General features: G+C 33.4%; 18 protein-coding genes. 7 read left to right on the top strand and 11 right to left on the bottom strand.

The window, feature by feature from the left end; genetic code table 11:
• Positions 1–80: 80 nt before the first annotated feature.
• Positions 81–2,417, bottom strand: a complete 2,337-nt coding sequence (locus PKC21_08945) for an SEC-C metal-binding domain-containing protein (GenBank protein ID HMR25466.1) — start codon at positions 2,415–2,417, stop codon at positions 81–83.
• A 270-nt stretch (positions 2,418–2,687) separates the two neighbouring features.
• Here PKC21_08945 and PKC21_08940 point away from each other — a divergent pair, with 270 nt between their 5' ends.
• Positions 2,688–2,921 (top strand): hypothetical protein, encoded by a 234-nt coding sequence (locus PKC21_08940; protein HMR25465.1) that lies wholly within the window; start codon positions 2,688–2,690, stop codon positions 2,919–2,921.
• Between the two features lie 157 nt (positions 2,922–3,078).
• Here the strand turns inward: PKC21_08940 and PKC21_08935 are convergent, their stop codons facing one another.
• Positions 3,079–3,303: a hypothetical protein gene (locus PKC21_08935; GenBank protein HMR25464.1), complete on the bottom strand. Its 225-nt coding sequence runs from the start codon at positions 3,301–3,303 to the stop codon at positions 3,079–3,081.
• Between the two features lie 624 nt (positions 3,304–3,927).
• Between PKC21_08935 and PKC21_08930 the strand changes: the two genes are divergently transcribed.
• The 4 genes from PKC21_08930 to PKC21_08915 are packed head-to-tail and all read left to right on the top strand — an operon-like array spanning position 3,928 to position 9,220.
• On the top strand, positions 3,928–5,391 hold the full coding sequence (locus PKC21_08930; protein ID HMR25463.1) for an ABC transporter substrate-binding protein: 1,464 nt from the start codon (positions 3,928–3,930) through the stop codon (positions 5,389–5,391).
• A complete protein-coding gene (locus PKC21_08925; protein HMR25462.1) occupies positions 5,366–6,223 on the top strand; it encodes a hypothetical protein in 858 nt (285 codons plus the stop codon). The genes PKC21_08930 and PKC21_08925 overlap by 26 nt, the downstream gene beginning before the upstream one ends.
• Positions 6,207–7,487 (top strand): hypothetical protein, encoded by a 1,281-nt coding sequence (locus PKC21_08920; GenBank protein HMR25461.1) that lies wholly within the window; start codon positions 6,207–6,209, stop codon positions 7,485–7,487. The genes PKC21_08925 and PKC21_08920 overlap by 17 nt, the downstream gene beginning before the upstream one ends.
• Complete coding sequence (locus PKC21_08915; protein ID HMR25460.1) at positions 7,463–9,220, top strand: HAMP domain-containing sensor histidine kinase; 1,758 nt, start codon at positions 7,463–7,465, stop codon at positions 9,218–9,220. Before PKC21_08920 ends, PKC21_08915 begins: the two co-directional genes overlap by 25 nt.
• 141 nt (positions 9,221–9,361) lie before the next feature.
• Here PKC21_08915 and PKC21_08910 read toward each other — a convergent pair whose 3' ends face one another.
• The 8 genes from PKC21_08910 to PKC21_08875 form a co-directional block, all read right to left on the bottom strand.
• Complete coding sequence (locus PKC21_08910) at positions 9,362–10,192, bottom strand: SUMF1/EgtB/PvdO family nonheme iron enzyme (GenBank protein ID HMR25459.1); 831 nt, start codon at positions 10,190–10,192, stop codon at positions 9,362–9,364.
• Entirely contained in the window at positions 10,171–11,901 is a 1,731-nt protein-coding gene (locus PKC21_08905) for a WD40 repeat domain-containing protein (GenBank protein ID HMR25458.1), read from the bottom strand. The genes PKC21_08910 and PKC21_08905 overlap by 22 nt, the downstream gene beginning before the upstream one ends.
• Positions 11,898–12,602 carry a GTP cyclohydrolase II RibA gene (ribA, locus tag PKC21_08900; GenBank protein ID HMR25457.1) on the bottom strand — a complete coding sequence of 235 codons (705 nt, stop codon included), beginning with the start codon at positions 12,600–12,602 and terminating at the stop codon, positions 11,898–11,900. The genes PKC21_08905 and ribA overlap by 4 nt, the downstream gene beginning before the upstream one ends.
• 431 nt (positions 12,603–13,033) lie before the next feature.
• Positions 13,034–14,092, bottom strand: a complete 1,059-nt coding sequence (locus PKC21_08895) for a class I SAM-dependent methyltransferase (protein ID HMR25456.1) — start codon at positions 14,090–14,092, stop codon at positions 13,034–13,036.
• Between the two features lie 26 nt (positions 14,093–14,118).
• Positions 14,119–15,330, bottom strand: coding sequence for an MFS transporter (locus PKC21_08890; protein HMR25455.1), 1,212 nt, complete (start codon positions 15,328–15,330; stop codon positions 14,119–14,121).
• Between the two features lie 114 nt (positions 15,331–15,444).
• Positions 15,445–17,310, bottom strand: a complete 1,866-nt coding sequence (locus PKC21_08885) for a hypothetical protein (protein HMR25454.1) — start codon at positions 17,308–17,310, stop codon at positions 15,445–15,447.
• A gap of 359 nt (positions 17,311–17,669) precedes the next feature.
• Positions 17,670–18,128, bottom strand: coding sequence for a hypothetical protein (locus tag PKC21_08880; GenBank protein HMR25453.1), 459 nt, complete (start codon positions 18,126–18,128; stop codon positions 17,670–17,672).
• A 77-nt stretch (positions 18,129–18,205) separates the two neighbouring features.
• Complete coding sequence (locus tag PKC21_08875; GenBank protein ID HMR25452.1) at positions 18,206–18,736, bottom strand: hypothetical protein; 531 nt, start codon at positions 18,734–18,736, stop codon at positions 18,206–18,208.
• Positions 18,737–19,003: 267 nt separating this feature from the next.
• Here PKC21_08875 and PKC21_08870 point away from each other — a divergent pair, with 267 nt between their 5' ends.
• Positions 19,004–19,474, top strand: a complete 471-nt coding sequence (locus tag PKC21_08870) for a GFA family protein (protein HMR25451.1) — start codon at positions 19,004–19,006, stop codon at positions 19,472–19,474.
• Positions 19,475–19,534: 60 nt separating this feature from the next.
• Here the strand turns inward: PKC21_08870 and PKC21_08865 are convergent, their stop codons facing one another.
• Entirely contained in the window at positions 19,535–20,113 is a 579-nt protein-coding gene (locus PKC21_08865; GenBank protein HMR25450.1) for a polyhydroxyalkanoate synthesis regulator DNA-binding domain-containing protein, read from the bottom strand.
• A gap of 328 nt (positions 20,114–20,441) precedes the next feature.
• Here PKC21_08865 and PKC21_08860 point away from each other — a divergent pair, with 328 nt between their 5' ends.
• Positions 20,442–21,569: a patatin-like phospholipase family protein gene (locus PKC21_08860; protein ID HMR25449.1), complete on the top strand. Its 1,128-nt coding sequence runs from the start codon at positions 20,442–20,444 to the stop codon at positions 21,567–21,569.
• Position 21,570: the final 1 nt, after the last annotated feature.

The raw sequence follows: 21,570 nt of genomic DNA, 5'->3' as shown, positions 1-21,570 counted from the left end.
AATTAATTAATCCCCAAAGTAACCGGGTTACTTTTTTACAGCCAGCTACATCTTTAATGGTAGGGCTTGGTGTTGATAAATCAAACCAAGCAGCACTTTTTATATTTTTTGCTGCTGCCACATGGACAGGGATCATTTCTTCCAATTTTTTTCTTTTGTGGCTCGTCCGATTTTAAATCAATATAAGAGGTCCTTACTAATTCAGGCAGATGCTTGCATTGCTCCTCAAGCTCGGCATCCTGGGTCCAGGGTGTGTAGTTGTATAAAATTAAATCAAACGGAGCTCGACTCTTCTTCAAACTACCTAAGCCCAACCAGTAATCGGCCTTACTTTTATATTTTCTTAAGTTACCTAGAACTAACAGGTGGGTTTTAACTTCTTCTAATGAGTCAGTTTCTGAGGATAAATAGGTAATGCAGAAACGAGTTTGGTATTTGTCATCTGGAGGCATAAAAAAGCTGTGGAATTGATTATCTTCACATGTTTTCATTTTTATGCTTTTAATTAATTTAACCAGACTATTTCTGGCACTCCCAGACAGATCATAGAGATGAAATATGATATCCGTTATTTTATCATTGCCAATTTTCTTTATTTGATTGCATAGGTAGTCAAAGTGATCATCTTTCCATTGTGCTTTGATTGAGTCGCCTTCATCTGAGACTAAAATTGCCGCCCGAAATGGATAATAGTTTCGATCAATTGCCTGTGCGAAGTCGTAATTTAGTGAAACAGAGCCGGCATTATCCTTCCACAACTTATTCTTGAGGTGGTACCCTAAATAAACCATCTCTTCATCGCCCCGGAAATGATTAATCAGGTTTATTCTCTGTCTTATATAATAAAGCAAATCATAAGGGTCGTTCAGATAGTGAGTTACAATTTCAAGATCAAATGCTGTAAAAGCTAAGGGTGATGGCGAGTTTTCTTTCAGTTTAAGAAGTGTATGTGTTTGGTGGGCAAGTGATGGATAGTTTTCAGACGTCACCACAAGCATATAAACATCATCAATTTCCTCGGAGAGTTTTATCTCATTTCCATGCTCGTCAAAAAACTTCGAGGTTCTATCTAAAATTTTTTCTCTAGCAATCCATGCCTGTTCGTACGCATCTTGTACTGCACCCTGAAAATCCTTTTGTAGGGAATGAAAGTCACCTTTTCTTGATAATTTAGTTAACTTTTTGGATTTTACCTGAACGCAAAGGGCTTTGCTGCCAAGAATACACAAAACATCAATATCTGTATTCATTTTACTGTTGGTCGTTTTTACCAAAATCCTTCTGTAGGCCTTATCCCCAAAAACTTTTGATAAAAATTGGAATACAATGTCTTCGCCTGCATTTCCCCTGTTGGTAGAAGCCGTATCTTTATAGGCGGCATCACTTATCATCCAGTAAAAAGGAGCCTCATAGATGGCTTCAGATAAAAGGAATGGTATCGGCAAAAGAAGTCGCTCATCATCCAGCTCAATCAAAGGATGTGAATTTGCAATATTGTATGCACCGATTCCTTTGAAGCGAGAACATTCGGGGTCGCCACTTTTTATAGAAAAGTTTTTAATGAACTGATCACCACCTCGTAGCTCTCGTACCTGTGTTTTTGTAACGGTAAATAAATCTACTAGGTTTCGGCAAAAAGCCTTTTGTCCAGTCCTTATGAATTCTTCACTTCCTGGCTTTAATTCCAGCATTGAGCTGTCAATAAATAGACTTGCATATTGATGCATCTCAGCCAAGTCTGTTACGAATTGGAAGTCTTTTTCAAAATTATCACCTTTATATTTTTTACGAGCTTTTTCTTTTATCTCTTCTTTGTTTGGATTCAGAGAAACATATAGATTTACCTGATCGGATTTTTTATGAACGATCTCTTTAATTTTTTTAAAGATCTCAATAACCTCATTGAATACAAACCCTCGATTAGTTTTCAACCAATTGCTGTCGTACTGATATTTTTTTGAGAGGAAGTCGAGATATTGGAAGTCATAAACTCCTGTGCCAGAATAAAAAATTGGTTCTGTAAGTAGATTGCCCTGATTAAAAAAATTTTGGATGCTTTCCTTAGAGGGCTGCTCATTGTTTTCATGAATTATTTTTTTAAGTTTTTCAAAAAAGGGATTCATGAATGCTTGGTGTAGTTCCTGCATCAATTCACGAGTTCTCTTTTTTGCCTCAATAAAGTTTTGCACTGATTGTGGCTGAGTAAAATCAATGGGCTTTTGTATTAAGAGGCCAACCAACATGGCAGCTTCGTTCATGTTCAGTTTTGCCCACGAATCCACTTTATGTAGATTTTTCAGGTCAACATGGAAGTCTTCAAAAATGATCATAAGAAGTGTATAGATATAACCGGGAGTTTCAACTAAAGCCTGAATGTCCTTTAGAATATCGTCTTTACTTCTTAGCTTGTTCAGCACTCTAACCTTTTATATTTTTGCAGTAATCTAATGACTTTACCTGACAATGATACTGTAGGCATTAGATTATCGCAATTAATTCAGAATGAAAAAGTAATGAAAAGGTATCCATTTACTTTGGCAAATTCCGGGCACAGTCGACTGAATTATAATTGTATAGACGGAAGAATTTCAGTAGCTGTCCCCGGAATTACCGGAATTTTTCAGGAGCAAAGTATTTTATAAATTTTTTTCTTCTTTTAACCTGATTTGAAATAAGTTCTTAGCTATGTGAAAAAGTACCCGGTTACTTTGGGGAGCAGATTTTTTCTAGATAAATATGTAAAAGGTACCCAGTTACTTTGGGGAGCATGTGAAAAAGTACCCGGTTACTTTGGGGAGTTTAAAGTTAATTTATTGAACCGTATCTTTTTTGATTCTAGAGGTAGTCGACTGAGTTTGAATGATAAAGATGGAAGAGTTAAGGTAGCTTTTCTGGGTATTTACATTCGCCAGGAGCTTTAACTTTTTATCTACTCAGTAACCAGAATCCTTTTTTAAAAATTTTCATTTTTCCTCATATCAAACAATTGATCTTACAATACATAAACCCTAAACGTAGTATAATTTTATTAAAAGTAAACTAAAAATCACAGGATACACTATGTATTCTTATTAGGTTTTATTGCCAATTTAGGTAACCTTTAAGGTTAATGACAAAGAAAGCTAAATTACCCAGGATAATGCCAATGCTATCCATTAAAAAATAACCAATAGCTATCCACAAAATATTTGCTCCAGCAAACACAATAAAGCCTAATCTTATTTTTTTCCCTAATAAATAAACGGCCAGTATGCTGAGTAACATTCCAATTGAATCTAAAAAATAATAGCGAGAGATATCCATAAACGTGCTGTTAGATATCTGTAATTATTTAGAATTACAAGAAAAAGTGTCTTGCTGAATGGTCGCAAAATGGAACCTGTTTACTTTAGGGAGTTGAAAGTTTTACTCGTAAATTCCGTAAATTCCGGGGACGTGTACCGTAATCGAAATTATCTGGGTTTAGGACTTCTTTTGAAAGGTAAGTCAAGGTGCCAGGCGTATATTTTGGAAGAGGTTCGTAATATTGGATGGGTGCATTCAAATAATACACCTGGAACCTAATAAATCAATCTATGTTTCTTTTGTCTTATTAATAACTTATTTTTATATACCCTTTATTGTATTAAATATGAACAAGTGTCCAAAAAATGTACATTTTTATCATGGTTTATTATTTTCTAAGTTATTGAAAAATATAGTAATATACTTTTCTACATTTTGGCATTTTATTTGCTAGTCAAGTTTTCATGTTTGTAAGAATAAAACAAATACAATTGTAAGTTTTTTTAAATGAAATTTTATTGTATGTAATGTGTATAGAAAATATAGTTTTAATGAAAGGATATAAAATGGATGTAAATGGTAAATTTAACTTAGATATTCATAAAGATAATATTATTGGTGAAAAAAGAGTAAGCGGCGGTATTGGCAATTAAGTTAAAAATCGCTTTTATAATTGCGGCATTTATTTCAAGTGTCGCAATAGCCAAAGCAGATGTATTTGAATGTGGTCTGAAAATACCTGTTTTAAAGATATACTCGGAATACAATCCGTATAAAAGTAATGATTTAGAATTAAATAGAGTTGCCAAGCAAATTCATAAATCTTTAGTAAAATTTGGACCTTCTGGGGTTATAGAGCCAAGCGTAGCTAAAAGCTGGATAGTTAATTATCAAAATAAAACTATCCAGTTTAAGCTAGACAATTCATATACATTTTCGGATAAAAGTGAGATCAAAAGTATAGATGTTTATAACTCATTTAAGGTGAGCGCATTATATGGGAATAATCTGATTAAATTTCTTGATGAATATGAAAAATGTAAAAATATAAGTACTTGTGATTCGTTTAATATTATTAGCGATAATGAATTTATAATTACACTTAAAACAAAAAATTTTTCTTCTTTCTTTAAATTGTTAGCAACATTGCAGGCATCAATTACAAAATACGATAATAAAATGCTTTTGGGTGTTGGTGACTTTATTTTGGATAAACATGATCACAATAGTCTAAAATTAGTTAGAAAAGGAGTTAAGCTAACGTCTGAAAAAGAATGTATTAATTTTTTGTTATTAAAAAATGAAGACATAATAAAAGAATTTAATAAAGGAAACATTGATGAATTAAGATTGAGTAGTGTTAATGAATCAAAGATAAAAAAAGAGTTTCAAAAAATAGAGTACATCCATCCTTCAGTTATGTTGATTGAGTTAAATTTAAGAAACACATTTTTTAATAATATAAAAAATAGAAAGCTATTTTTTAATATAATAAATCCAGAAGAGTTTAAGAGTTATGTAGGGGGAGATTTTTTCCCGGCTACTGGTTTTTCTCCAAAAGGAGTTATGGGTTATAAAGCAAAAAGGCACGTTAATGTATTAAAAAGTAAAAAATTTATTTCTAATAAAAGTGTTGTGTTTGGTTTTGAAAAGGGAGCACCTCAAAGGTATAGAGATTATATACTAGATAAGTTAAAAGGATACGATTTAAATGTAAAAGTTGTTAGTTATGATTTTAACAGTTTGTTAAAAAAAATGCGGGAGAATGAAATTGATTTTATGTTCAGATCTGTTTCTTTGCAAAATTACGATGAGAGTACAATATTTAGCTCTTTCTTAAGTCATTCGGATGCTAATATCAATGGCTACAAAAACTATACATATGATGATATATATCAAAAACTTTTATTAGCGCATACAAAGAAGGAAAAAAATGATCTCGTTTATAGATTAGTTAAGCATATTGAAAACGACATTCCAGCAATCCCAATATATTATCCAAAAAGAAGCATATATTATAGTAAAAATGTAAAACTTCCCAATGTTACGTCCTTAGCATTGAGATATTGGGAATTTCCGTATGAGGAATTTAATTTTGGAAACTAGAAGTGTGATTTTTTATGATCAAAACATTGTAAAGGAATACATCAATTTTTTGAGGTCAGAGTCAATTAAAGGGTTAATAGAGCATTTTACTTATTCTAAAGATTATGATTCGCTTTCAACGCCGGCTCTAAGTTATTTGTATTATAATATAGGTGATTTTGAGGAGCGTTTTTTAGAAACTTTTATAAAAAAAGACTTGAAAAGGCAAGAGAATGTAACAGGTTTAGATATTATAGAAAGTAATGAAATTAAATACAACAAACAATGGGAGGATTTGTATTTAGAAGCCAAAAAGATGATTGCTACTCATTTTTCAACATTTAGTTTTTTAATAGATCATTTGTGCAATAGAATCAATTACCCTATGATTGGAGATGATAGTGAGTCATTTTCCGATCCTAAAAGATTGGGAGAGTTTCATTATATTATGAGTGGACAAAGTTCTTTTAAATGGGCAGAAATAATGGTTCATGAAATAACACATAATTATTTGTTTATAATTTCTTCTTTGCCAGGATTTAGTAGTTTAGCACAATGGGAAAAATCTGTAGATTTATCATTGAAAGATACCAAAAGACCTTTGATTGGTTTGTTTCATGGTGTATTTGCACAAGTTTCAATGATAAAGCTTTCATTAAATATAATACAATCAGATTCAAAAAATAAAATAAAAGAAGAAGCAAGTAGTTTAATTAAAAAATTGTATAGTGGATTTAATAAGGATGTTAAAGTTTTAAACAAATATATAAAAATGAGTTTTGATAAGGGCCTTCATGAATACCTATTGTCAGTATCGCATGAATTAGAAAAAATTTATGGAAGCTGTAAGTAATAAATATATTTTAAGACGACTAGGTTATTTTAATGCTTGGTTTGGAGCTATAGTTCAATTTAATTCAATATGTTTTAGACTCATTGCCGGCATTTTAGGTCTACTCCCTCTAGAGAGCGTAGCAATTATTTCATTTTTTGAATATACGTTAAATTGCTTGCTAGAAGTTCCATTAGGATACTTTGCAGATAAGTTTGGACGTGTATTGTCAGTTGTTAGTGGACTGGTTTTAGTTATTGTAGCTCTTTGTTGTTGTTTTATAGCTATTGAGCTTGGAGGTCACAGTAAGTTAGCACTACTGTTTGTGTACCTTGATGGTATACTATTAGGAGTTGCTAAACCTTTAATTAGTGGTTCAGTGCAAGGTTTCTATCAAGAGTTTTTAAAAAAAAATAATGAAGATCAAAATGAAGAGCACAATTCATTCACATTTTCTATGAAATATGGAAAATATATTTCATCATTGGTTATAATTTTAGCAATTATTCTATTAGTTTTATTGTCAAAAACTAAATACGTTCATTATTTATTAATTTTTGGTGGTTTGTTGTATTTTATTAATATCAAAATGATTTTAAAAGATTATGTTGTTTTTAAAAAACTATACTCAGAAGATATTATTGAATTAAACTATAAAATAAGCAGTTTTTTCCAAATAAAAAATGTAAACGAAGCTTTATTCACGAATATTGTTTTATGGATGATAGGCGCACCTATCATGAGTTATTTGATTATTTCTCTAGGAAGAACTTATGATGGAATAAACTCTAAATATACATGGTATACAATTGCTTCTTTTATGCTTGGAATGCAGACCCTAGGCAGCATACTTAATGGAACTTTGTTGCAAGTTTTAAAAAATAAACTAGATGACAAATATTATATAATATTGTTGATTTTGATACCTGGTATATTGGTAATATTTCCATTACTGTTTGTAAGCTTTAACTCAATTTTTGCCTTTGTAATATGGCTATATTTTTTTGGGGCATTTTACTTTATGGCTATTAGAGGAATTGGAGCTTATTCTTCAAATAAAATATTAGAAGGTGTTGACAGTAAACATTACTCAAAAGTTTTAAGTATGTTGAGTATGGTTGGTTTTATTTTTCATGGATGTTATGATCTATATATTGCAAAGTATAGTAATGGAGCCCCATTTTTATTAAGCTCATTTAAAATGGTGTTAGTGATTTCTGTTGTGTCAGCGTTATTGTATTTAATTTTTTGGAATAAAAAGTGCCAGAGAAGTTCGATCGCGTAATCTTAAAGGTCATTAAATATAATTTGACCATCTTTATATTGTTGTTTTCAATTATTTTTTTTATATCATTGGCAATTTTTTCAAAATCATCGCAAAATATAAAATTAAACAAATCAATCTTAGAAATAATTAATATTTCCAAACCGTATTTGAGAATAGGAGACGATTATACAGTAAACCAGGTTCTTCAGATATTTATAAGTAATCCAGAAACTAATATTAGCCAGATAACTATTGAGAATAAAAATAATTTATTAATAAATATTATTGGTGCAAGTGCAGAAAGTAATAAAGAAGAATTGTCTAAAACTTTTTATTTGTTTGATGATGACGATGATGATCCATACATAATAAAAATAACATATAATGACGAATATTTAATTTACCCACTGGTTGCAACAGCCTCGGCTTTTATAATTATTGTGTTGTTAATTTTAATGTTAGGCCTTAGGGCAAATAAAATTATTTTAAAAAAATCAATGCATCCATTTAAATTAGTTACTAAAATTTTAGAAAATTATGATGAAAATGCTCCTGATCGTAATGAGATTAATAAATTTGTAGAAACAAAAAAAATTTACCAAAAATTAAAAAATCTACATGAAAAAATTATTTTTCAACGTAAGACAATAGAAGATGAAGAAAAGAAAATATATCTATTGTCTATTAAAGAAGATATTGCTCAGCAAGTTGCCCATGATATACGATCGCCATTAACGGCTTTGAATGTGGTTTCTAAGGATTTATCTGGGTTACCTGAAGAGTCGAGGGTGTTACTTAGGTCTTCTATTGAGAGAATTCAAGATATTGCGAATAACTTGGTGAGCAAGAGTGAAATGTATGATCGAGGTGTGGAGGATAATATTGGACAGGAAGTTTTAAGGTCAAAATTATTGTTGCCAATCATTGAAGAGATTTTATCTGAAAAAAGATACCAATTAAAAGACAAAGTACATGTGGATATTACTTTGGATAGTGAAGAAGCTTATGGTTTGTTTGCTAAAGTGGATGAACGCATTTTAAAAAGAGTTTTATCTAACTTAATTAACAATAGTATAGAAGCTTTTGAAGACTCAGGAAAAGTAGTTGTTCAAATAGCAAAATGCATTCGATATGATGAGGTTTTGATTAGTGTCAAAGACGATGGAAAAGGTATCCCAAAAAATATACTACCTAAACTAGGTCAAAAGGGAGTGTCTTTTGGTAAGGCTGCAAATCAAGAGTCTGGTGCAGGTTTGGGCTTGTATTATGCTAAATATAATATAGAAAAGTGGGGAGGACGTTTTGCCATAGAGTCTGAACAAGGTAAAGGCACAGAGATTAAGTTGTACTTACCCAATACAGAGTCTCCAGACTGGTTTGTACAAAGAATTAACCTTAGTGGTATAAAGACTATTATTATATTAGACGATGATGAATCAATTCATAAAGTATGGGATAAACGTTTAAAGACCTATGTAAAAAAGTATAATATAGACTTAAAGCATGCTCGATGCCCAGAGGATTTTAAACTGTTAATTGAGGGTCAAGCAAACTTATTATGTTTATGTGATTATGAGTTACTGGGATTTGAAGAAACTGCTTTAGATTTGATAGAAGAAAACAGTTTAGAAGCTGTATCTATCTTGGTAACCTGCAGGTATGCAGAAGAAAAAGTGCAAGAGCGATGTGAAAAATTAGGTATAAAACTCATTCCTAAGACCTCAGCAGATTTGGTTCCTCTAACAGTTTAATTCTGGCAACTAATTCTGGGGACAGTCGACTGAATTAGAATTATATAGAGAGTTGTGGTAGCTGTGTGCGGAATTAATTGCGGTAAATATAAGCTTATTTACATTAAAATATACGTTGAATAGAGGGCCCAATCACCGTATTTATTCTAAACTTATCACTTTTAGTAAAGTTTCTTCTAGTTGAAACTTTTTATCTAATGACCCAAATGCTAGACGAAACCCAGTATAGCGAAACTCCGGTTTAGGAAAAGGTCCATGCCTTCGAGCTCCACGGCTAAGATCTCCACCACGTGCGAAGGAACCTCCTCTTAAAACGAAATAATTATCACCTAAAGTACCTGAGAGATCATCTGAAAGGTTCGGTCCACCTGGATAGGGTGAATATTGGGTATCAACCCACTCTTCTACATTTCCAGCCATATCAACAACTCCAAAAGGAGAGGCATATTGTTCATATAATGTAACAGGAGTGGTATGACCAATACCCGTTTCATAAGTATTACCTTTTTTAGAGGAAAACGTTTCTCCGTAAGGGTATTGTAGCCGTTCTATGCCACGTGCAGCTATCTCCCATTCATATTCGGAAGGTAGGCGCAAAGGTAGCCCTAAATATTTTGCATACCAATGAGCACAGGACTTTGCATCATCAATAGAAACACCCCACACAGGATTATCATCACCTTCGTTACTTTGAATACTTTCTGGTATTGTTTCATATCCCGATTTGTTTAAAAATATTTGATATTGGGCATTGGTTATAGGATATTTTCCAATAAAATATTCGCTAGCAAAGACAATGTGAACAGGGAGTTCTTTTTTAATCCATATGCGAAACTGTTTTTCTGTATAGCTTTTATCAACCAGATGTTTTTTCCATTCTTGAACACATTGATTGACTTCAGATAAAGTACTCCCAATCGAATAAGCTCTTCTTGGAATTTTTTGAAACTCTAAATTGTACTTATTGAACATGATCCCATTTCATTTTTTATGTGAACTTGATAGAGTAAGCCATTGTAAGAAGAAGCAATAAACGTTTTATCTATGTTTGACGAATGGATCGACGAGATCCCAGAAGAAGATAGACTTAGTTTATTAACAAATTTGCTTTGTTTTAAATTATAAATACAAACAGTTCCATCATAACTTCCCGTTGCCAACCAATTCTTTTCTAGATCTGTAGAGATACATTTAATTGAATGCGAATGTGGAGACGAAATTTTTTCTATGGAATTGATTGACCAAAAACGAATTTTTAAATCCCTACTTACAGAGGCAAATATGTCATTACCAATCCAAGTCGCCCCATTCGCAATTTTTTCGTGACCATTTTTATAATATTTAATCAATGATAGATCAGTCAATGAGTAAAATGAAACTGACGTATCTGCACACAAGCTAAAAAGCAAAGATGCATTAGAAGACAGTGATTTAATTGCATTCTGATGAATCTTAATTAACTTTTCAAACATTATTTTCCCACTATCAGAAATTGAAAACTTCAATAGATCACCTGTATAACTTCCTATATAAATATTTTTTGGTTCTTTATCTGAATCAAATACAAAACAATTTAGAGGAGAGTAATGTTGATATACTATCTGTTGGTCCTTTACATTATATAACGCACCTGTTTGCCCCCCAGCATAAACATTTCCCTCAACTTCAAAAGAAAAGTTAAGAAGACTTGGAACATTTCCAACCTGAGATTGATTAAGTAAAACCTCTCCAGCATCTCCACATGTTAAAAATCCAGCTTTAGTTGGGAATACATGGTTAAGTCCTTTTGTAGAATCATAACCGCGAGTATCCCATGATTGCCTTGGCCAATTCAACGTCACATAAGTGGTGCCGAAAGTTCCAAATACTATGTATTCATCAGTAGCAAAAGCGCATGATCTAGGCCAAACTATCCATGGTAAAATCGCTGTGGACTCTAAGCTAAGATGCTGTTTATCATTGATACGCCAAATTTTGACACTCCGATCATAACTCATACTAACTATGAAACCTAAAGAAGGTGACACAACAATGCGTTTTACTCCTGAATCATGCGCTTTAATTATGGATTTTTTACCGTTTAAAATGCAAACAATCTCTCCTTTATCATTACCAGCGTAGATTGTTTGCTCATTTATGATTGCAATTGTATCCGTCTCAACATTTCCAAAGTAATACTGATTCAGCTCTTGACCTTTTTCATGACACCACTTACGAAGAATTCCATCATCACCTGTAGAAATTAAATGGTCTCCGTCTTTGCTCCAAGCCACCGAAAGTGCATCAGAGTTATGGTGCCCCAATAACTGTGATGATCCTGTTTTAATATTGTGAATTTGTACGGAACGATCTCTAGAAGCTGATGCAATCAACGGCTTGCTAGGATGAAAGGTTACCATTTCAACATCATCTTGATGACTTCTAAAAATAGTGTGATTTTGCAAGCTAGGGATCTCCCAAATACGAACTGTATAATCACTACTGGCTGTAGCCAAAAAACGACCATCTGGGCTAAACTCACACGAGTTTACCAAATGTTTATGCTTGGCTCGAGCTAAAATTTCTTTATTCAATCGATTCCAAAGAATCACTTGATTGTCATATCCCGCAGTTGCTACAAGTTCATCTTTAAATGTTGAGATGCCACTAATAGGAGAATGATGGCCCGATTTATTATTCAAGACAACCCTCCATCAATATCCAATGTATGACCACATACACGTTTCTTGGCTTCCAAATATTTCTCGTTTTGATTGTTTAAATAGGTTTTTGTTGGTACAACTTTATGTACTTCAATTCCATATTGCTTAAGTTGTGCTACTTTGACTGGATTGTTTGTAAGTAAATCAATCTTATATATGCCAAGAGCTTTAAGCATATTAGCCGCAACTTCATAATTTCTCCCATCTTTGTCTGCTCCAAGAGCCTGGTTTGCCTCGTAGGTATCAAATCCTTTGTCTTGTAAAACATAAGCTTCCATTTTTTGGTAAAGTCCAATTCCTCTTCCTTCTTGTCTTAAATAGAGGAGTAATCCTCTTTGCTTTTTAAGTGATGCTATTGATTCTTGTAATTGATTACCACAATCACATCTGTCTGACTGGAAGAGATCACCCGTGAGACATTCAGAATGAATTCGAATAAGAGGAATAGACTTTAATTTATCATGTTCACAAAATGAAATTGCCAAATGCTCTTTAGAATCTCCTAGGCATGAAAAAGAAGAAAAATAAGCTGTTGTTCCATTTAAAGGCATCCGAACAGATGTCCGAACCTTTGGCATTTCAGAAAATTTGATATGTTTTAAATCTTCAGGCCTTATGTTTTTATCCACATAACCCATATTTTTTCTCAACGGATCAGTTGTTTTTATAGAGTTGTTCATGTTTGTTTTTATTGCAGGAAATATACCAAAAAACCAAAAGTCAAAATACGATAAGCTAGCATGGACAAATATCCATTGTTTTAAATTATCTTAAGCATTCTCTTTCTTAAAAGGGGTTATAGTTTATGATGTTTGTTGTAGTTTCTATAGATTTAAAAAATTTCGCTAAAAAAAATACAAGATAGATTAATATGTTTCAATAACGAACAACTTGTATGTAATTGGAACACCTTTAGTGATTCTTGCATTACACACTTATTTCTCATAAAATATTATGTAGAGTTGGAAGTACAATAAGATTATTTATCGTACTTTTCTTGCTCTAATTTAGTTAGCGGGAGTAATACGATATAATACATATTACATAGAGTAATAGAATATTGCATTGTATAGATAAATGATCTTATAAAAAAACCAAACCAATATAGAGATTATACTTTTATTGCAGTAATTAGAGATTTTAATTCTCCAAGTGGTCTCACTTGAATCTCTGCTCCTCCAAGACTTTTCAATAGATCAACAAGCTCTTCATCAGTTTCTAAATAACCTCTATGAATGGAACTTAGATTAATTTTTAAGGAAAACAGATTTGCCATTTTATTTTTGGGAGAGGGTTCATCTAGAGTGAATTTAGAAATCGCAATTGTTCCGCCAATACGTAAAGATCTAAAAGCACGTTGTAAAGCGGTCTTTTTTTCTGTTGCTTTAAAATAATGTAAAACATCATTAATCATGACTAGATCGAATGTATTACTGTAATTCATTAAAAGTACATCACCAACGGCAAAGCGAAATCGATTAAAATTTGGATTTTTATTTTGTAACTGCTTACAATATTCAATAGGTGCCTTGAAATCTAAGATTGTAGCTTGAATCTCTTTATGTTGATTTAGAATTTGTTCAGAATAGTATCCATGTCCTCCACCAATATCAAGAATATCAGAGCATCCATTTAAATCTTGTCTTAAAACGTGAATCATTTCTTCTGCATAGGCTTTATTAAAATCTTTGATTGATTTTAAGTATGATGTAGCTACAGATGAGTCATTATCTCTAAGTTTGATTGAAGTTTGATCTGGCGTACCTTTCATATAATCATAAATCGATAGCCAGCGTAGGTGACGCTCTTTGTAAAGAAGCAAATGATCTCCAAGATAGCTTGAGCCTTTTTGAAGATGCTTCTTGAATCGATCTGAAATTTGAAAACACCCACATTCTTTTTCTAAAATTCCAAGACTTGTTAGTGCATTTAGCAATAACTCTAAATTTGATTGAGGAATATCTAAAATTTTAGCTAACTCACCAACGTTATTTCCACTTGAGGATATATTCCGAAATAAATCTAACTCTAAGGCTGTAAACAAAACTCCAGATTCGAAAAGAGGTTCAGAAAACCCTGATACAATAGCTTGCAATTCTATATGAGATTGATCACTCTGATCTAATTTAAAATTTGATAAAGTTGATTGATGATTTTTATTTAATATCATGGTTTAAGGTTCTCCTGTTGTTAAGTTTAAGCTTGAGCGCTCTGAAGCTTTCGAGCAATGTTAGGTAAAAAATAAAATCCCAATGAAACTACAATTCCAATAAGACCAGATATTGCCCATAAAATTTCAGGACTCCATGCTGCATAAATGAGGCTGCCTAAGACGGGTGCTAGAATATGAGACAATGAGAATAGTGTGTGATATATTCCCATAACTTCTCCTCTATTTGATTCTGGCGCCTGGTTGGCTACTATACCCAAAGCAGTTGGAAATATGATCATTTCACCCGTTGTCCAAATGAGAAGGTAAACAAAGGCCAAAGATTTCCAAATAGATACAGGTAATAAGGCAAATCCGAAACATAATAAAAATGCGCCTAATGCAGCCATGGATTCAGTTCGGAATTTATTTGTCCATGAAAGCAGAGGCATCTCAAACAATAAAATAATGATGCCATTCAAAGACATTAATAATCCAAATTGTACGCTGGATATTTCATAACTATCTCTTAGATAAAGAGGGTAGGTTGTTTTGATCTGGAAAAAAACGAAAGCTGCACCCATCATTATAATACAAAAGAAAAGAAATACTGGATCCTTCCAAGGCCGATCAAAAGTATAGGTCTTTTTTTCTTCAGATATTGGTAAACGTGCAACAAGTTTATGATAACAGGCTAACATGACTACAGCAGCCAATATGGAAGTCAGAGCATCCAGTTGGCAAATCACAGAGAAATTATTTTCCGAAAGAAACCCACCGATAACGGCACCCATTGAACAGCCAACGTTGATAAATACACGGTACAAAGAGTAGGCTCTTGCTCTATTTTTTGGAGGACACAGGCGTGAGATAGTAGTGTTATACGCTGGCCGAAAACCGCTTTCTGAAAATCCAACAAAAAAGATGACCAATATGATCCATTCTATGGTCTGTGTCATGGAGAGAGAAAAAAACCCAACTCCTGTTAGAAAAAGACTTGCAATAATCACTTTTCTAGAATCAATAGAGTCACATAACTTCCCACTAAGAATGCCTCCAATAATGCATCCAAAACCATAGGCCATCATAATTTTTCCAACCATTGTCACACTTTGGCCAAGTTTTTGTGTAACAAATAGGGCCAGAAATGTGATAACCATCTTGCCCACACTATTTGTAAATGCCATTATGGAAAGTATCCATACAGATTGGGGAAGGCCTTTGTAGGAATCTAAATATTTTTTTAAAGTGATATTCATTGTTTTAGTAATGTAAAGCAAAAAAAATTTAGATCAGGTTGTTGCTCAATTTTATGAACAACAACCCTAATCTTATTTAGATATCTGCAATCATTGTCTTTCTCCTTTCTTTTTTTAGGTTATAGCCACGGGTCCGAGTGAAATAATACGCTCATCGTGAACACGGAAAAGGTTTATGCGGCCGCTTCGACCAAAAGTTATAAAGTCAGTTCGATAGCCGGACAGAGCAGTATCTTTTTTTAGAAACAAAATTCCTTTACTATAGTCCATACTATCTCCGTGGATATCTAGTCGCTTTCCAGAAGCAAAATCAAAAAGATAAATGTCTCTTGAGTAGCTAATTGCAACGATGTATCTACTGTTGATATCCCAATCAAAATCTTCCATTGTATTAGAAACTTTAGCAACAAGTGTTAAAGAGCTTTGCGCTTTTTGGTTTAATTGACGAAGGCTGCCACTAGATGCAACAAAGAGTCTATTTGAATCGTACCATTTTAACCTTTTTATAAAACGGCACTCTGTGGATACTTTTTCTATTTTATGCTCAGATAAATTTAAAAAATAAACAAAATTCATGCGGGTTCCAACGGCTAAGGTTGTGTCATCTTCATTTAGAGCAACTGCCCATACAGGCATTTCAAACTGTTGAATACTGGTTGCTGTACCAAGACTTATATCAACTTTGTACACGTGCGAATCCTCACACGCTACATATACAGCTTTACGAGATTGAGAGTATACCAAGTCACGTACGGCTGCTGGCAATTTACAAAGTGTAGTTGAGTTTTCTGGTTTAGATAAAACGAGACTCCCGTCTGATCTTCCTAGAAGAACTTGGCCGTCTTCACCAACAGAAATGACTCGTTTTGTGTAATATTTTGAGTCCGCTTCAAACTGGATTTTTTTACTTAAAAATGTGGTTGAGCGTTGGTTAAAATCGCTGCCTGTTGCCTCTAAAAGACGCCAGTAATCACCTTCTCCAGCTAGGATGAAGTTATTTTGTAAAATAATTCCGCTCCACAGAGCATCAGGAGTGTCCTTGATAATGCCTATACTCTTACCATCGTTAATATTTACTTTATACAACCCTCCATTTCGGCAATTAACAATCATAAGGGATGGATCACGTTCAAGTGTCTTTATCCAACGACATTTGAAAGGTGCTTTCCATATTGTACCTAAGGACTCACATGTATCAGGATCAATTTCATAAATGTTTCGGTCAAAACTTGAACAAAAAGCTCTACGTTCTTTTCTATTCAATGTGACATGCTCCAGATGATCCTTTGCTACCAAAGGTCCTTGGGTGACAGGTTCAGTATCAGTTATACTGAAACGAATGATGCGCTGACCATCGCTAGCAATAAGATAATTTCCATCACTTAGATGTTCAAACCAATGAAGGGCTTGATTTCGATTGCCCTTACCAAAGTCCCACTCCTTAATAACCTTGCCTCCATCTGTAAGTGCAGCATGGCCTCTAATTGAAGCAACTAAGAGTTGATCACTATTTTCCACATATTGAGTAGTGATAACATCTAGGTTTTTAAAGATACGACTGCAATGTAGAAGATTGTATGATTGATCAGATATATCAATTTCAAACACTCCAGAGTTACCACTATGCCCAGCAAGACGTTTTTTTGTCTTATGCCAGCACAAAGCCTGACTGGTAGATTTAAAGGGAGGTTCATTATCGGGTGGCGAGAAATAACGAGTCTGGATATCCTGAATTTTTGTAAGCTGCCCAGCATCATTATAACTCCAAATAGAAACCCATCCATCTTTACCATAGGCAGCAATTAATTTATGATAACTATGGCCAGCCATGGTTTCAATTAATCCATCATGAGCTTGAACACTGTTCATAACGGAAAAGGTATCCACGTCCACAACTTCGATTTGTCCTGAGTTAGTGCCTACAAAAATAAACTGTTCACTGATGTCTATACAAAATGAGTTCCGATTCCATGCTGACATTTCAATTCCTTTTTAAAATTATTCTTATCTGAATAAAAATAGCAATTGACGTGCCAAAGTTTTAAGAACTATTTCAGGTTGTAAATTTGAAACTTAAAGAGATTACTACATAGGTTTAGCTTATATATGACTAACAATACTAAACGATTAACAACAAACTATTTACATTCATATAGAAAGTTAACCAACAGATGTTTAGAATTGATACATGTATGTACAAAAAATGGACATGCATTGAAGTGATCAGGTTTACTGGAGAGTAAATAATAATTGGGAAATTCCGGGGAGAGTTGACTCAATTATAATTATATATGGAAGAGTTGCGGTAGTTTTCTGCGGAAAAAAGCTGATAAAAATATTTACTGATTATTTGAAGTAAAAAGAGTGTTCATGGACACTTTTATTTGTTCTATAAAGTCTTTTTCTTCTTTTGATAAGGTCTTTGAGTATTGTCTGCCACAACAATTTACAATTACGGTTTCATCTAAAAAGTTAAGTGACCCTTTGTCCGTGGTAATAACAAAGTTATTTATGTATGTAGCGGGTGTTGGTTTCCAATTGCGGTTATTTTGCTTCCACCATAGGTTAAGCTTTTGTTCAATAGACAAAAATTTGTCTGCTAAATCTTTATTTAACTCTAAGGGCTCATTTTTTTTATGTAATCCCGTGTGCTGGATCTGAAAGTTTTCAAACCCATTTAATTTTCTTCCTATATTAAAATAAGCAAAAACAATGCAAATAGAGATAAGTAAAATTATAGAAAAATATTTAAGAATAGATGTCATTTTTTTTGTATGTAAATCTAAATACTGGGACACACTATGTATTCAAATTAGGTTAATGTCTTTTAATTAAGAATCCATTGCGTGTCCTTGTATTTGGTTTAGGTGCTAATCTATTGGATGGCGTCCTTTTCTTTTTCTTTTGCCTTTTTTTCTTCAGCAGCTTTTTTTTCTGCTTCGTATTTTTTGGTTTCTAGGGCTAACTTTTCTTTATTGTTGCGTTGCTGCTCTTTTAATTGGTCTAAGTTTTTTTGGGTCTTTGCAATTTTCTTTTCTGTTCTTTTAAGGAACAAATTCTTTTTCTTTATATCTGATTCAAGTCTTTTGACTTTTTTTTCACTGAGGCCCTCTTTGGAGCTTTCTTTTTGGGCGATCTCTTTTTTGTATTTGCTTTCTTTGGTTTCTAGTTTTTTAAGTCTTTGGGTGAGGTATGCAATCTTTTGTTCTGTGGTTTGTACCATATGTTGTTGGGTAAGCATTTGTTGCTGCATGCGAAAATTTTCATTCATGCGTAAGTGTTGTTGATGGGCTTGCATATGCATACGATGCATAGATTGATTGGCTTGGTAAGCGGCACCTTGACCCATGACTAAGGTACAGCCAAAAATCATAAAGATGGAACATGATATTTTAAATTGCTTCATATTGAATACCCTCACTATTGTTTTTTTAATTAAATTGAATGTGTTACTGTATTACGGATAAATAGTAAATCCAATTCAGCTTTATGTACCTTGTATAACAATATATAGAGTAACATGATTTTATCTTTGGTAAAAGGATGAAAAAGTACTGGATTATTTTTCTTGGTGGCTATAGATGTCTTGTTAAGACAATTCTATTATTTGAACTATGAGACCACATGAATTCAGCTAAATATGTAAGCATAACTTTAACAGGAGTATAAGTTAATGAATCAAAAAAACATTAAAAGAACGGGTGGTTGTCAATGTGGGGCAGTTCGTTATTGCGCCAATTCACTGAAAGACAATGCGCATGTTTGCCATTGTCGGATGTGTCAAAAAGCATCTGGTAATTTCTTTGCGCCTCTGGTAGGAGTGTTACATACTGATTTTGCTTGGACCAAAGGCAAAGCCAGTTTTTTTCAGAGTTCTGGACAGGTTAAGCGTGGTTTTTGTGCTCAATGTGGAACACCCCTGTTTTTTCAGCATGAAGATAGTCAGCATATTTCTTTATTTATAGGCAGCTTTGATCAACCTAGAGAGATTGTTTTGGATTTTGAATGCGGTATGGAGGGACGTATGCCGCAGCTGGATCAATTACAAGGAGATTTGCCTAATTATGGCAGTACGGAACAAGCCATGGAAGACTCGGTTGCTGAGATTCGAAACACCAATCATCAGCATCCCGATCATGATTAATCTCATAAAAAAACCCGCCATAAGCGGGTTTTTTTAAAGATTGAATTAAAAGATTAAGCCTTAAGCATTTTCATACTTGGATAATCTAGATTCTAATTCCTTGATTTTGTCATTGAGTGTACTGATATGGCCTTCAATTTCATTGATGTGGGTTAATTCTTTTACAGATCTTGAAACTTGTTGGCTTAGGTGCTCATTGAATTCATCTTCAATGCTGTTATGTGTGGTTACATTTTTCAGCAAAGATTTTCCTTCTGTTTTGCTGAGCTCACCATTGTTAACCAATTGATCAATGTATTTTTGCGCTTCTAACCTTTGCTCTTCCTCAGAGTTTGCCCCTAAAACGACATAACGATGCATAAAATCTGCAATAGACCCTTTACCTTTACGAATAAGATCTCTTAACAGGGTTTTGGGTAGGTTGGATTGAGTGTTTTTTTCTTGCTCAACCAAAATTTGGGTAAAAATTACCGAGGTCACATCATTTTTAGTCTTGTTATCAATGACTTTAACTTCTTCATTGCGTTTAACCATATTGGCAATATCATCTAAAGTAATGTAGCAGCTCTCTGTTGTGTCATAGAGTTTACGGTTTTGATATTTTTTTATGATGCGCTGTTCTGTATTTTCGTTTTTCATAACTTCCTTAGTTTTTTATATTAGGGCTTACATTTCAACAACTTACTTTGCAGTTCTAACATTTTGCGTCAGATTTTGCAAGAGTTTTTTCTCTTTGAGTCATTATAGAACGGATTTTTTTAAAAGCAAAAAAAAAGCCTTAAATTATTTTAAAAATCTAGTTTAGGTATACCCTATTTTTTAGAGAAAAGGTGTAAAAATAATCTTTAACTTGTGAAGTACTAAGAATTTGAAATCTATTGTAAAATAAACTAGTTATAGATTTTAATTTGGTTGGGCAGCATTAGCTTTGATGATTACGTAGGGTTGAGAAGAAAACAGTGGTTGTATGAATAAAAGCTCAAAGGTGGCATTGGTATTAACAGGAGGTGGGGCAAGATCCGCCTATCAAGCGGGTGCTTTAAAAGCCATTGGTGAGATCGTTGAGGGCCAGCCTTTTCAAATCTATTCAGGTCTTTCAGCTGGCTCAATCAACTGTGCATTCTTAGCCAGCCACAGCAAAACGTTTAAACAAGCCACAAAAGAGCTTTGGAACTTATGGGATCAAATAAAATATGAGGATGTATTTCACACCGAAACCCGGTTTTTTGCCTCAAAAGGGGCCAGATTGCTTAAAAACGTTTTGGGTGGCGGCTATTTCAACGATTTTTCCTCAACGCATCTTTTGGACAATAGTCCACTCATAGACCTTTTATCCAAGAATATTGACTTTCTAAATCTTAACCACAATATTCAAAGTAAAAAAGTATTGGGCATGGCGGTAACAGCAACCAATTACGCAAGCGGAGAATCAGTGATCTTTTTTAATGGGCAAAAAAAGACCAAAGAATGGATTAGAAGCCGTAGAATTGCAGTCCGTACTAACCTTAAGGTTGAGCATATTATGGCATCCTCAGCCATCCCAATGTTTTTTCCTCCAGTTTATGTGGACAATGCTTATTATGGAGATGGTGCTATGCGCTCCAGGCAGCCTTTAAGTCCGGCCATTCATTTAGGTGCAGACTCAATTTTGGCCATTGGTGTACGGCGTGCCAAGCCCCAAAAAGAAAAAAGCGAACTTGAACAACAACAAAAACCCAAAACCATTGTTATGGCAGACGTCATGGCCACCATCTTAAACTCTATTTTATTGGACTCTTTGGATTCTGATATTGAACGTTTGAGTCAAATTAATCAGTTTGTCAGTGAGCATCCAGGGTCCAAATTTAAAAAAGTTCCTATTTTGGTCATTAGACCACAATCTGATTTAGGTGCCATTGGTTCAAGCTTGTTGCAATATTATCCAAAAGTTTTACGCTATTTGCTCAAAGGTTTAGGTATTTCTCGGATCAAAGGTGGAGATTTGTTAAGTTTTCTTTCTTTTCACCATGAATTTACTTCAACTTTGCTGCAACTGGGCTATCAAGATGCCTACCAGCAAAAAAAGGAGATAAAAGCATTTTATGCTCAGAACTGAA

The organism is Oligoflexia bacterium, assembly GCA_035326705.1.
In the GTDB taxonomy this organism is placed as follows: Bacteria; Bdellovibrionota_G; JALEGL01; order JALEGL01; family JALEGL01; genus JALEGL01.
This window is presented reverse-complemented; position numbering and strand designations above follow the sequence as displayed.